The organism is Pseudomonas sp. BF-R-24, from assembly GCF_019947335.1.
In the GTDB taxonomy this organism is placed as follows: Bacteria; Pseudomonadota; Gammaproteobacteria; order Pseudomonadales; family Pseudomonadaceae; genus Aquipseudomonas; species Aquipseudomonas jessenii.
The window spans coordinates 241,664-254,977 of record NZ_JAGYGG010000002.1 but is presented as its reverse complement, the minus strand read 5'-3'; the positions used below and the strand labels follow the sequence as shown (position 1 = coordinate 254,977).

At 60.6% G+C, this 13,314-nt stretch carries 12 protein-coding genes; 5 read left to right on the top strand and 7 right to left on the bottom strand.

The annotated features are described in order from the left end of the window. Positions 1–101: 101 nt before the first annotated feature. Entirely contained in the window at positions 102–1,970 is a 1,869-nt protein-coding gene (locus KGA98_RS02755; protein ID WP_090451898.1) for a DEAD/DEAH box helicase, read from the top strand. Positions 1,971–2,148: 178 nt separating this feature from the next. Here KGA98_RS02755 and KGA98_RS02750 read toward each other — a convergent pair whose 3' ends face one another. Then, on the bottom strand, positions 2,149–2,736 hold the full coding sequence (locus KGA98_RS02750; RefSeq protein ID WP_223500893.1) for a YceI family protein: 588 nt from the start codon (positions 2,734–2,736) through the stop codon (positions 2,149–2,151). A gap of 32 nt (positions 2,737–2,768) precedes the next feature. Further along, positions 2,769–3,320, bottom strand: a complete 552-nt coding sequence (locus tag KGA98_RS02745; protein WP_223500891.1) for a cytochrome b — start codon at positions 3,318–3,320, stop codon at positions 2,769–2,771. 496 nt (positions 3,321–3,816) lie between these two features. Between KGA98_RS02745 and KGA98_RS02740 the strand changes: the two genes are divergently transcribed. Next, positions 3,817–4,329, top strand: coding sequence for a hypothetical protein (locus tag KGA98_RS02740; RefSeq protein WP_102672874.1), 513 nt, complete (start codon positions 3,817–3,819; stop codon positions 4,327–4,329). Between the two features lie 409 nt (positions 4,330–4,738). Here KGA98_RS02740 and KGA98_RS02735 read toward each other — a convergent pair whose 3' ends face one another. Further along, positions 4,739–6,508 carry a flavin monoamine oxidase family protein gene (locus tag KGA98_RS02735; protein ID WP_223500888.1) on the bottom strand — a complete coding sequence of 590 codons (1,770 nt, stop codon included), beginning with the start codon at positions 6,506–6,508 and terminating at the stop codon, positions 4,739–4,741. Between the two features lie 223 nt (positions 6,509–6,731). Between KGA98_RS02735 and KGA98_RS02730 the strand changes: the two genes are divergently transcribed. Next, a complete protein-coding gene (locus tag KGA98_RS02730) occupies positions 6,732–8,138 on the top strand; it encodes an adenosylmethionine--8-amino-7-oxononanoate transaminase (protein ID WP_057712946.1) in 1,407 nt (468 codons plus the stop codon). 152 nt (positions 8,139–8,290) lie between these two features. Further along, complete coding sequence (locus KGA98_RS02725; protein ID WP_223500886.1) at positions 8,291–9,010, top strand: 16S rRNA (uracil(1498)-N(3))-methyltransferase; 720 nt, start codon at positions 8,291–8,293, stop codon at positions 9,008–9,010. A 104-nt stretch (positions 9,011–9,114) separates the two neighbouring features. Here KGA98_RS02725 and KGA98_RS02720 read toward each other — a convergent pair whose 3' ends face one another. Genes KGA98_RS02720 through KGA98_RS02710 form a run of 3 tightly spaced genes read right to left on the bottom strand, consistent with a single transcriptional unit; the run spans position 9,115 to position 11,666 of the window. Beyond that, positions 9,115–10,017 (bottom strand): transporter substrate-binding domain-containing protein, encoded by a 903-nt coding sequence (locus KGA98_RS02720; RefSeq protein WP_218494709.1) that lies wholly within the window; start codon positions 10,015–10,017, stop codon positions 9,115–9,117. Between the two features lie 29 nt (positions 10,018–10,046). Further along, complete coding sequence (locus KGA98_RS02715) at positions 10,047–10,397, bottom strand: RidA family protein (RefSeq protein ID WP_057712943.1); 351 nt, start codon at positions 10,395–10,397, stop codon at positions 10,047–10,049. Positions 10,398–10,424: 27 nt separating this feature from the next. Continuing rightward, the gene (locus KGA98_RS02710) at positions 10,425–11,666 is read right to left on the bottom strand and encodes a D-amino acid dehydrogenase (RefSeq protein WP_223500877.1); all 1,242 of its coding nucleotides are present in this window, start codon (positions 11,664–11,666) and stop codon (positions 10,425–10,427) included. Between the two features lie 109 nt (positions 11,667–11,775). On the opposite strand from KGA98_RS02710, the gene KGA98_RS02705 reads away from it, so the two are divergent. Beyond that, positions 11,776–12,693 carry a LysR family transcriptional regulator gene (locus KGA98_RS02705; RefSeq protein WP_102672868.1) on the top strand — a complete coding sequence of 306 codons (918 nt, stop codon included), beginning with the start codon at positions 11,776–11,778 and terminating at the stop codon, positions 12,691–12,693. Here the strand turns inward: KGA98_RS02705 and trhA are convergent. Next, entirely contained in the window at positions 12,690–13,307 is a 618-nt protein-coding gene (gene trhA, locus KGA98_RS02700) for a PAQR family membrane homeostasis protein TrhA (protein WP_150815076.1), read from the bottom strand. The genes KGA98_RS02705 and trhA overlap by 4 nt on opposite strands. Positions 13,308–13,314: the final 7 nt, after the last annotated feature.

Genomic DNA, 13,314 nt, shown 5'->3' with positions numbered 1-13,314 from the left:
TCGAAACCCAGCAGGACCGGACGGGATTGCGTCCTCTTAAACGCCATTCGCGCCAGGCAAGACTCCCATTGGGCCAAGCCCTAACTAGAACAGGATTACTCATGTCCTTTGCTTCCCTCGGTCTCTCCGAGGCTTTAGTCCGCGCCATCGAGGCGGCGGGCTATACCGAGCCTACTCCGGTGCAACAGCGGGCCATTCCCGCCGTGTTGCAAGGTCGCGACCTGATGGTCGCGGCACAGACAGGTACTGGTAAAACCGGCGGTTTCGCCCTTCCGATCCTGGAGCGGTTGTTCCCCAACGGTCATCCGGACAAGTCCCAGCGTCACGGCCCGCGCCAACCGCGCGTACTGGTCCTGACCCCGACTCGCGAACTCGCCGCGCAAGTGCATGAAAGCTTCAAGGTCTATGCCCGTGACCTGAAGTTCGTCAGCGCCTGCATCTTCGGCGGTGTCGGCATGAACCCGCAGGTTCAGGCCATGTCCCGCGGCGTAGACGTGCTGGTGGCCTGCCCTGGCCGCCTGCTCGACCTGGCCGGCCAAGGCAGCGTCGATCTGTCCCACGTGGAAATCCTCGTGCTGGACGAAGCCGACCGCATGCTCGACATGGGCTTCGTCCATGACGTGAAAAAGGTCCTGGCCCGTCTGCCGGCCAAACGCCAGAACCTGCTGTTCTCGGCGACCTTCTCCAAGGACATCACCGACCTCGCCGGCAAGCTGCTGCACAACCCGGAACGCATCGAAGTCACGCCGCCAAACACCACGGTCGAGCGTATCGAACAGCGCGTATTCCGCCTGCCGGCCAGCCACAAGCGCGCCTTGCTGGCCCACCTGATCACCGCTGGCGCCTGGGAACAGGTACTGGTGTTCACCCGCACCAAGCACGGTGCCAACCGCCTGGCCGAGTACCTGGACAAGCACGGCCTGAGCGCCGTCGCGATCCACGGCAACAAGAGCCAGAACGCCCGCACCAAAGCCCTGGCCGACTTCAAGGCCGGCACTGTGCGCATCCTGGTGGCCACCGACATCGCCGCCCGCGGCCTGGACATCGACCAGTTGCCACATGTGGTCAACTTCGAACTGCCGAATGTCGATGAAGACTACGTACACCGTATCGGCCGTACCGGCCGTGCCGGTCGTTCGGGCGAGGCGATTTCGCTGGTAGCCCCGGACGAAGAAAAACTGCTGAAAAGCATCGAACGCATGACCAAGCAGAAAATCGCCGACGGCGACCTGATGGGCTTCGATGCAAGCACCATCGAGGCGGAAAAGCCTGAAGTGCGCGAGCGTCCGGACATGCGCAACCCGCGCAATCCACGTGGCCCGCGCGGCGACGGTCCGAACGGCAGCGGTGGCGGCGGTGGTCGCAAGGACAAAGGCAAGGACAAGGGCAAGGAAAAACCGGCCGGCGAACGCGGCGAGCGCCCGGCCCGTCAGCAGAAACCACGTGAAGGCACTCCGGCTCGCGAACAGCGTCCGTCGCAGCCTCCTCGTGCCGCCGCTGACCGCGCCCCGGACGAGTTCCTGGACGACGATATCGATAACTTCGGCAACCGCGTCGACTACGTGCCGCAGCAGAAGCCCGCGCAAGGCCGTGGCCGTCGCCCGGGTGCTCCGGCACAAGGCACCGCGGCAGGTTCGGGTGCTCCACGTTCCGGCAAGCCACAAGGTCGCCAGAACGGTCCCCGCAACAGCGATGGCGCCAGCACCGGCACTCCGCCAGCCAAGCGTAACGGCCCTCGCAGTGGCGCACCGCGCGACGGCCAGGCCCGTCGCGAAGATTCGCGCAATCGCCGTCCGGCCCGTGACGACCAGCCACGTTCGGAACCTGCCGTACAGAACCCGCGTGGCCCGGCGCCGAAGATCATGCACAAGGAGTCGAAGGCGGATCGCTTCCCGACACCTGAGCAGCTGGATCAACTGCCAAGCCGTCCTCGTGGTGAGAAACCAGCGCTGCTGACCCGCAATCGCTGAGTTATCGCTGCAATGAAAAATGCCCCGGTTCGAAAGAGCCGGGGCATTTTTTTGATCAGTGCAAAAACCTGTGGGAGCGAGCTTGCTCGCGATGGTCGTCAACGATAACCCTGGAAGCCTGATGCTCCGTGGCGCTCTCAGGTCTATCGCGAGCAGGCTCGCTCCTACAGTCTCAGCATTACTTCGCTTTTACACCTTCAAAGGTCACGTACATTTCAACCGCATCGGACGATGGGCCCAGGTCTTTCTGCTTGCCGAAGTCGGAACGCTTGAGGCTGAAAGTACCCTCGAAGCCTGCACGGTAGCCACCCCATGGATCCTTGCCTTCACCCAGGAAAGTAGCCTTGACCACGATTGGTTTGGTTACACCGAGGATAGTCAGGTCGCCAGCTACATCGGCAGTGTCCTTGCCAGCGGCGTTTTTGCCGGTGGGTTTGACGCTGGTGGAAACGAACGTGGCTTTGCTGGCGTTCAGGAAGTCTTTGCTGGAGATGTGCTTGTCACGCTCGGCGTTGTTGGTGAAAACGCTGGCGGTGTTCACGTTGAACTCGATCTTGCTGTCTTCAGGCTTGGCAGCGTCGAAGCTGAACTTGCCGTCGATGTCCTTGAAAGTACCGGTGATGAAGCTGTAGCCCAGGTGGCTGACCTTGAAGTCAACGAAGGCGTGCTGGCCTTCTTTGTCGACCACGTAGTCAGCGGCCACGGCGTTACCGGCGGACAACAGGGCGGAACTGATTGCCAGAGCGGCCAGAGTCTTTTTCAACATGCTTTGTTTTCCTTTGGAGTCGAGGTTGAACTTCAGGCTTTGCGACCCAGCATTCGCTTGAGGGTCACATCACGGTCGATAAAGTGGTGCTTCAATGCTGCCAACGCATGGAGGCCGGAAAAAATTACCAGCACCCACGCCAGGTAGAGGTGAATTACGCCAGCGGTATCTGCCTGGTCCGGCAGTCCGGATACCAGCGCAGGGACTTCAAACAAGCCAAACACCGGGATACCGACACCTTCTGCGGTGGAAATCAGGTAACCGGCAATCAACACAGCAAACAGACTGAGATACAGAAAGCCATGGCCGAAATGGGCGCCCAGGCGCGTCATGCGGCTGTAGCTGGACAAGGTTGGCGGCGGTGGGCTGATGAAGCGCCACAACACCCGCAGCACCATCACACCCAGCAACACCAGGCCAATACTCTTGTGCAGGTCCGGCGCGTCTTTGCGCCAGGTGCTGTAGTAGTCGAGCCCGACCATCCACAGCCCGAGGGCGAACAAGCCGAACACGGCCAGGGCCACGCCCCAGTGCATGAAGATGCTGACCCAGCCGTAGCGGGAGGTAGAGTTACGTAGCTGCATTGCCTAGATCCCTAAAAGTGCTGGCCCAAGACTATCGAGTTATCTATCGAATTAAAGCGGAAAATTTTGCTTTGAAATATCGAGAAATGCGATCAAGAGTCTGAAGCCTGCGAGTTAAGGAAAGATTAAAGGCGAAATTGTGAGAAAAAGTGAATACAAACCGGAGAACACCTGTATCAAAAGGTTTATTCGATTCTGGTCCCGGTTTTTCTCCAGGCAAAAAAAACGCGGCCCTTGAGCCGCGTTTTTTTCGCCTGAACGTTGCTGAGCCTTGGTGTCAGTGGCCCCTCTGCTCTTCGATTCAACATTTTTGACCGGTGCCGTCCTGGCAGGCTCCGCCCTCCCCGATCCAGACACCTGATGGCTGCCGCTTCCTTTTCTGCTTCACGCTAACCTTCAACGGTTTTTTTATTAAAGCGATACATATGTATCGCCATTTCCGTAGTTGAACTTGGTTCAATGTGGGCTCAACAGTTCATTGAACAAGGAAAAAAACATGGCTATTACTTACACCCCATTTCAAGCAAGTGGCTCGCAGGTGCTCCCTCCCAATCAAATGATGTCGGCAGGACAGTACCTTATGTCCGGAAATGGACGATTTCGATTGGTGTTGCAAGCTGACGGAAATTTGGTTATTACCGACAATGGTGCTGTAGTTTGGGTTGCGGACGCCAATCAAATTTATAGTAAAACCTTATATCAAAAAAGAATGAATCAGCGACTGCAGTTTGTAATCAGCAATAATGGCTTCTTATACGATCCTTCCAGAAAGCGTCTATGGATTGCCGAAAGTTCTCATAGCGCTGATAAATCGCTTTGGTACAACGCTTGTATGGTCATGCAAGATGACGGAAATCTAGTCATTTACGATGGGCGGATGGGCAGTCTGTGCTGGGCTCGCTTTGGATTTGTCCCTGGCCGCATTCCAAAGCCAAAGGAAAGGCTGGTCAGAGTACTTCCGGATGGTAAACAGATTTATGAATGGAAATTTTCATTAGGCCCTCTTTAACCATGGCCAAATACTTCCTTTTCTAAGGACCTGTGAAAACTGGAGGTGGCTGCAAGCAATCTGGATCATACGGATTTATATCGCACTTATAGACCAGTTCATGACCGTATCCTTTAGGAAATAGCTCTCCGCAATTACAGCCGGAAAGCGCTATCAATATTATTGTTGCCGCTAGTGCTTTCATATGCCCTCCAAATTTTTTTGAATAGCATAAGCTTAATTCCAGGCGCCACCTATAATGTATGTCTGATTATTTTGTGGGAAGAATCTGATATATCGCTGCAGCGTGTAGGACCGAGATTGTGGATTGCAGGAGCCCAATGCGCAGACAAAGCCGGAATATCTCATGCCTGATAAATGATCAATAAAAAGCGCGGCTTTAAAGCCGCGCTTTTTTTACGCCTGAACGCTACTGCGCCTTGGTGTCCGTTGCCGGAGTTGCAGCAGGTTTGGCAGCCGGTTTCTTCGCCAGTTCAGCCTTCTTGACCGGTGCCTTGGCCGGGACTTTTTTCGCCTCGGTCCTGGCTGTCGGTTTAGTTGCCGCTTTGGCCGGAGCCTTTTTGGCTGGCTCGGCTTTTGCCGGGGTCGCAGGCTTCGGCGCTTCAACCGGAGCCGGCGCAACGGCCGGGGCTGGCGTCGGAGCAAGCGCAGGGGCTGGCGCAACCGGCTCAGGCGCCTTGACTGGCTCTGGTTTCTTCTCGTCATCCGAGCCGCCGAACAGGTTGCTGAAGAAATTGCCTTTCTTCGCCACCACCGCACCAGCGCCCGCCGCTGCGGCGGCCGGCCCCACTTTCGCCGGTTCAAACGACTTGCCTGCCGCCAGGTCTTCAACCTGGCTGGCCGCACGCTGGCCAGTGCGCAGCGCGCCTTCCAGGGTGCCCGGGTACAGGGTGTCGGTGTGTTCGCCAGCGAAGGCTACGCGCTGAATCGGGCGTTCCCACAGGCGCCAGAACTTGCTGATCTGGCCCGGGCCGAAGGCCAGGTAGGCACCGCCAGTCGACGGGTCGGTGCTATAGCGACGGATTTCATAACCGGTGAACGAACCACGGGCCTGTGGATAAAAAGCGTGCAGGCGAATCAGTACCTGATCGGCCATCTGCTTGTCGCCGAATGCCTGCATGACGCGGGCGTTGTCGCCGGACAGGTTGATCACCACGTTGGCACCGCCCTTCAGGGCAGGCTCGACCCACAACATCCCCAGGCCGGTGTTGCTGTAGATCTCGCCGGACATGCGCGCCTTGCTTTCCCACACCGGTGTCTTGAACTTGAGCATGATCTGGTCGCGCCAACCGTAGTTGGTGCCCTTGATCGCCGCCAGGTGCTGTGCGTCCAGCGCCGGGGTCATCTGGATCTTGTTCAGGGCGCGCAACGGCACCGCCAGCACCACGTAGTCGGCCTGGTAGCCGACGCTGCCGACCTTGACGGTGACGCCGTCCTTGTCCTGGCTGATGGCCGAGACCGGGGAAGCGGTCTTAATGACTTTCAGCTGCTTGACGAAGGCCTGGGCCAGCACCGGGCTGCCGCCGACCAGGCGCGAAGCACGCAGGTCACGATCGGAGACGCCACGGTAGACGCGGCTCTGCTGCGCGAAGTACAGCAGCGACAAGCGCGAAGGCTCGTCGTAGCGGGTACGAATCTGCTGGTTGATCAACTGGCGAGCGGTGGCCGGCAGGTTCTGCTTGTCGAGCCAGCTCGACACGTTGATCTGATCCAGCGCGTGCAGCGTGTTGTTGGCAGCCGGGTTCAGCGGGTCGTCGATCGAGCGCGCCAGATCGTCCACGGTCTTGTCGAAACGCTTGAGCGCCTCGGCGGTGGCTGGCTGCTTGGTCGCCAGATCGGCGGCGGAGAAATACTCGCCATCGATCAGGTAGCTTGGGGTCCGCACGAATTCAGGGGCCGGCGTGGTGCTCAGCTTGAAGTTCGAGACGTACTTGTTCAGCACCGGCTGAGCCTTGTCATTGCCGATCCACTCACTGGTGGCCATGCCGGAACGACCGCCCAGGCTCGACCTGGCTTCCAGCAGAGTGACCTGCCAGCCCTTGTTCTGCAGCTCGTATGCGGCAGTCAGGCCCGACAGGCCGCCGCCGATCACGATCGCGGTTTTATCCTTGGCCAGCGCAGACACGCTGAACAGCCCCAACATCACCAGCGCACAGGCGCGCAGCCAACCGACAGACATTCAGCGAACTCCGGAATCACACGAGGAAAACAGTAGTTTTTGCGAGCCAGACGGCTCAAGAGCCGCGAAGGATACGTCAGCCTTCAGACGCCCGCCAGCAACGTCTATCGGCCTGTACAAAGTAGCTCATTCGACACAATGGGTTGTCCCCGCGGCACGCATTGCATAGGCTTGCGCGATTGTTTGTCCGCGCAGGTAACGGACCGCCTCCAGGAGAGTGAAAATGGGCCTGAATAATCAGTGGATGCAACGCGATCTCGCCGTGTTGTGGCATCCCTGCACCCAGATGAAAGATCACGAGCAACTGCCGCTGATCCCGATCAAGCGCGGGGAAGGCGTGTGGCTGGAAGACTTCGAAGGCAAGCGCTACCTCGATGCGGTCAGCTCCTGGTGGGTCAATGTGTTCGGACACGCCAACCCGCGGATCAACCAGCGCATCAAGGACCAGGTCGACCAGCTCGAACATGTGATCCTGGCCGGCTTCAGTCATCAACCGGTGATCGAGTTGTCCGAGCGTCTGGTGAAGATGACGCCGGAAGGCCTGACCCGGTGCTTCTACGCCGATAACGGCTCGTCCTGCATCGAAGTCGCGCTGAAAATGAGCTTTCACTACTGGCTCAATCGCGGTCAGCCGAACAAGAAGCGCTTCGTCACCCTGACCAACAGCTACCACGGCGAAACCATGGCGGCGATGTCGGTGGGTGACGTGCCGCTGTTCACCGAGACCTACAAAGCGCTGTTGATGGACACCATCAAGGTGCCGAGCCCGGATTGCTACCTGCGCCCCGAAGGCATGAGCTGGGAAGAACACTCGCGCAACATGTTCGCCGCCATGGAGCAGACCCTGGCCGAAAACCACGACACGGTCGCGGCGGTGATCGTCGAGCCGCTGATCCAGGGCGCCGGTGGCATGCGCATGTACCACCCGGTGTACCTCAAATTGCTGCGAGAAGCCTGCGATCGCTACGGCGTGCACCTGATCCACGACGAAATCGCCGTCGGCTTCGGCCGCACCGGGACGATGTTCGCCTGCGAACAGGCCGGCATCCGCCCTGATTTCCTGTGCCTTTCCAAAGCCCTGACCGGCGGCTATCTGCCGCTGGCGGCGTGCATGACCACCGACGAGGTCTACAGCGCCTTCTACGACGACTACCCGACCCTGCGCGCCTTCCTGCACTCCCACAGCTACACCGGCAACCCACTGGCGTGCGCGGCGGCCCTGGCGACCCTGGACATCTTCGAAGAAGACAACGTCATCGAGAACAACAAGGCCCTGGCGCAGCGCATGGCTACGTCGACGGCGCATCTGGTCGACCACCCGAACGTGTCCGAAGTGCGCCAGACGGGCATGGTGCTGGCCATCGAGATGGTCAAGGACAAGGCCAGCAAAGAAGCTTGGCCGTGGCAGGAACGTCGCGGCCTGAAGGTGTTCCAGCACGCCCTGGAGCGCGGTGCCTTACTGCGTCCATTGGGTAGCGTGGTGTATTTCCTGCCGCCGTATGTGATCACTCCGGAGCAGATCGACTTCCTTGCCGAAGTGGCCAGCGAAGGGATCGACATCGCGACCCGTGACAGCGTTAGCGTGGCGGTGCCGAAGGACTTCCACCCGGGGTTCCGTGATCCGGGCTAAGTCGCTCGGTTGAGATTCTGTGGTGTCCGGGCCGGCGTCTTCGCGAGCAAGCCCGCTCCCACAGGGTATGCGCTGTCAACTGTGGGGGCGGGCTTGCTCGCGAATGAAGGCGACACCGATTCCACTGATTCACATTTTTCCAGAGATCCATCATGAGACTGTCCCGCTTCTTCATCGACGCCCCCCTGAGCATCGGCGAGCACGAGTTGCCCGAAGCCCAGGCCCACTACATCAGCCGCGTGCTGCGCATGGCCGAGGGCGATGCGTTGCAGTTGTTCGACGGTTCGGGCCAGGAGTTTCGCGCCAGGCTGGTCGACGTCGGCAAAAAGCGCGTCGTAGTGCAGATCGATGAATGCTTCGCCGGGCAGATCGAGTCGCCGCTGCAAATCCATCTCGGCCAGGGCCTGTCCCGGGGTGAACGCATGGACTGGGCGATCCAGAAAGCCACGGAACTGGGCGTCACTGAAATCACCCCGATCTTCACAGAGCGCTGCGAAGTCCGACTCAAGGACGAGCGCGCCGACAAACGCCTGCTGCACTGGCGCCAGGTGGCGATCAGCGCATGCGAACAGTGCGGGCGTTCAAGGGTGCCGGTGATTCATCCGCCGCTGTTGCTGACTGACTGGTTGAAGCAGACACAAGCCGAGTTGAAACTGGTGCTTCACCCGGTGGCCGAACCGTTGGTGAGCCACGCCAAACCTTCAAGTCTGACATTCCTGATCGGTCCGGAGGGTGGTTTGTCCGATGCCGAAGTCGATCAGGCCAAGGCCAGCGGCTTCCACGCCGCCCGCCTCGGTCCACGGGTGTTGCGCACCGAAACCGCGCCGGTTGTTGCACTGGCGGTAGCCCAGCAACTCTGGGGTGATTTCTAGTGCCTCTTCGCGAGCAAGCCCGCTCCCACAGGGGAATGCGTTCCAATGTGGGAGCGGGCTTGCTCGCGAATGGCCGCGACACGGTCTAGAGGCCGATCTGGCTGCTACTGCACCGGGTCGCTAACCGGTTTGGCAATGATCGCCTTGAGTTCGCTGGTCATCGGGAACTCAAGGTTCAAACCCTTCGGCGGGATCGGCTGCTCGAACCAGCGTTGGTAGATGCCATTGATCTCGCCCGAGCTGTACAGATCCGCCAACGCGCCGTTGACCAGCGCCAGGAACTGCGGATCGTCCTTGCGCACCATGCAGCTGTAGATCTCCCGCGATTGCTCCTCCCCGACCACTACCCACTTGTGCGGGTCATTGGCCTTGGCGCGCTCACCGTAGAGCAGCGCGTCGTCCATGTAGAACGCCGCCGCCCGGCCCGACTGCAGCATCTGGAAGGCTTCGCCGTGGTCCTTGGCGCTGATCACGAACATGTCGATCTTGTGATCGACGTTGTAGCTTTTCAGGAAGCGCTCGTTGGTGGTGCCGGCGGTAGTCACCACGTTCTTGCCGCGCAGGTCAGCGAAATTCTTGATCCCGCTGTCCTTCGCGGTCAGCAACTGGCCTTTGACATAGATGAAGCCATAGGAGAACGCCACCTGCTTCTGCCGTTCGGCGGTCACGCCGGTGGAGCCGCACTCCAGGTCAACGGTACCGTTCTGCACCAGTGGAATGCGGGTCTGCGAGGTCACCAGGTTGTACTTCACCTTCAGGTCCGGCAGCGCCAGTTGCTGCTGGATGCGCTCGACGATCTTGCCCGCCAGATCCACCGAGTAACCCATCGGCTTGCCGCTGTGATCACCCACGTAGGAGAACGGCACCGAAGCATCGCGATAGCCCAGGGTGATGCTGTTGGCGCTGGCGATCTTGCTCAGGGTGCCGGTCAGCGGCGCTTCATTGGCCTGAACCTGACTGCCGAGCAACAGGCCAAGCGTACAAGCGAGCAACGTGATTTTTTGCATTGTTATTCTCCGTTGTGGGTGTTGGTTTATCAGACGCGTGCAGCGATGACGGTGATTTCCACCAGCACCTGCGGGCGGGCCAGTTCGGCCTGCACGGTGGTGCGGCTCGGTGCCTGCCCCGGCGATAGCCAGGCCGACCAGACCTCGTTCATCGCGGCGAAATCCTCTGTGATGTTCTTCAGGTAAATGGTCGCGCTGAGCAGATGATCCTTGTCGCTGCCCGCCTCCGCCAGCAAGGTATCGATTTTCGCCAGCACTTCGCGGGTCTGGCCGGTGGCATCCAGGGCATCGCCCGGCACCTGCCCGGAGAGAAACACTAGGTCGCCAAAGGTCACGGCGCCAGACAGGCGCGGGTTGCTGTGCAGTCGGGTAATGGTCATTGCAGTGTCCTCTTCTGAAATCAGTATTCAGGCAGCCCGGTGGCTGAAACCCTGAAGGTCAATGGAAGGCCGGCGCTCGCCGATCAGCTCGCTGAGCAAGCGTCCGCTGCCGCATGCCAGGGTGAAACCCAGCGCGCCGTGGCCGAGGTTGAGCCACAGGTTGCGATACGCCGTCGCGCCCAGTAGCGGCACGCCGCTGGGGGTGGCCGGGCGCATGCCGGCCCACTCGACGGCTTCGTCATAGGCGCCGGCATTTGGAAAGGTGTCATGGGCCTGACGCTTGATCAGCGCCAGACGCTTGGGGTCCAAAGCAGGGTCGAAGCCGACGATGTCGACCATCGCCGCCACTCGCAATTGCTTACCGATGCGGGCGTAGACAATCTTGCGGTCATAGTCGGTGATGCTCACGTCCGGTGCCCGGTGACCGGCGCCGATCGGCACGGTCAGACTGTAGCCCTTGAGCGGATAAAGCGGCAGTTGCAGCCCGGGTAGCGCCAACAACGGACTGCGGTGACCGGCAGCGATCACCAGTTGATCGACCTGCAGCAATTGCCCGCCCAGTTCGATGGCGTTGACACTGCCGTTGCTGTGGCGAATGCCGGTCACTGCTTGCCCGAGGAGAAATTCGCAACGGCCGGACGCCTTCAGTCGTGCGGCCAGTTGCTGGCAGAAGCCATGGCAGTCACCAACCTCTTCGTCCGGGGTGTAGATCGCCCCGACAAAGGGCGCATCGATCAGCGCCGGTTCCAGTTGCGCGCATTCGGCCGGCGACAACACTTGCTGTTGCTGCGGGTCGGCCAGGCCTTGGCGCGCATGCTCGAAACTGCTGTTCTGGCGGAAAGTCACCAGTTTGCCATTGCGCCGCCACTGGAATCCCGCCAGTCCATCATCCTCGCGCCAGGACTTCAATGTGTCTTGGCTGAACAACGCCAGGCGCAGCAAGTGCGCGGCGTTCTCGCGGTTGACCGAGCGGCGGCAGGCGCCGAGGAACGACGCCATCCAGCGCCACTGGGCCGGGTCGAAGCGCGGGCGCAGCTTCAGCGGTGAGTCGCCGCGCAACATCCAGCCGATGGCTTGCAAAGGCACACCGGCGTCGGCCAGGGGCGCGACATAGCGATAGGACAACTGGCCGCCATTGGCGAAGCTGGTTTCGCTGCCCAGCGAGTCCCGTGCCTCGACCACCGTCACCTCGAAGCCGTCGCGCACCAGCGCATAGGCCGTTGCCAGGCCAATCACACCGCCACCGATGATGCACACACGCTGAGCCATGTCCGTCCTTAAAACCGTTGTGAAGACGACACCGAGGTTAGAGCCAGGTGACAGACGTTGAACAATGCATAAAGATGGCAAACCCATAAACAAAGGTTATGGACTTGCCATGCGCCTTCGCCATATCGAGATTTTCCAGGCCATCCGCCAGACCGGCTCAATCAGCGCCGCCGCGCAATTGCTGCATGTCTCGCAGCCGGCGGTGAGCAAGGTGTTGCAGCACGCCGAGCAACAATTGGGCTTCCCGTTGTTCCTGCGGGTGCGCGGCAAGTTGCAGGCGACCCCGGAAGCGCTGGAGCTGGAGCGCGAAGTGGACAAGGTCAGCGAAAGCCTGCAAGGCGTGCGGCGCCTGGCGCAGAGCCTGCGCCGCGAACCTGGCCACAGCCTGCGCATCGGTGCCACCCCGGCGCTGGCCCTGTCATTGCTGCCGCCGGCCATTCACGAATGGACCGGGCGTTACCCGGACATCGTTTGCGAACTCTCCAGCGCCCACAGTCGCGAACTGGTGCAGAACCTGTTGATGCGCGAAGTGGATGTCGCCCTGACCCTGCAACGCCCGGATCACCCGGGGCTCAAGGCCCAGGCGCTGGCGTCCGGCGTGCTGGTGGCGCTGGCGCCGAGTGGTTACTGGCCTCAGGAAGATGCGGGCAAACCGTTGCCGCTGATGGCGCTGGCGGATGCACCGCTGATCGGTTTATCCAGCGCCGATCCGCTGGCCGCGCGGCTCGACAGTTACCTGGAAGCGGTCGAACCCCCGCCCCGGGTACGCATCGCCGTGCAAACCTACTCACTGGCACGGGCGATGGTGGAATCTGGCGCGGGCCTGGCGGTGATCGATCCGTTCACCGCCCTTGGCGCCTCTCCCGCCACCACAACGATCCGCCCTCTGGCACCGCCGTTACCCATCACCCTGTACGCAGTGACCCGCGCCGCCGAACCGCCGCCCCACACCTTGAACGATCTGTTGCAGGTATTCAGCCGTCGAGCCCGGGAGCAGTTGGATCGCCTGGTCCCGGTACAGCCTTAAAGGACATAAAACAAAATCGCCACAAAGTGCAGCAAACTCCCGGCGATCACGAACAGATGCCAGATCCCGTGGGCATGGCGCAGGCGATGATCGAGGGCAAAAAAGATAATCCCCACGGTGTACAACACGCCGCCCGATGCCAGCCACGCAAACCCGGCGCTGCCCAGCGCCGCGAGCAGCGGCTTGACCGCCACCAGTACAATCCAGCCCATCACCGCATAAATCACGATCGACAGAATCCGCGCTTCCGAACGCGGCTTTATCTCTTGCAGGATGCCGATCAGCGCCAGTCCCCAGACAATCCCGAACAACGTCCAGCCCCACGGCCCGCGCAGGGTCACCAGACAGAACGGCGTGTAGCTGCCGGCGATCAACAGGTAGATCGAAAAGTGATCGACCTTCTGCATGATCGCTTTCTTGCGCCCGCGCACGCTGTGGTACACGGTCGAAGAGCTGTAGAGCACCAGCAAGGTAAAGGCGTAGATCGCCATGCTGACAATCTTCCACGGACTGCCGTCGAGACTGGCCAGCACAATCAGCCACACCCCGCCGATAAACGCCGCCACGGCCCCGACAAGATGCGTCCAGGCGTTCAGTCTTTCTCCGTGATACATGCGTTGC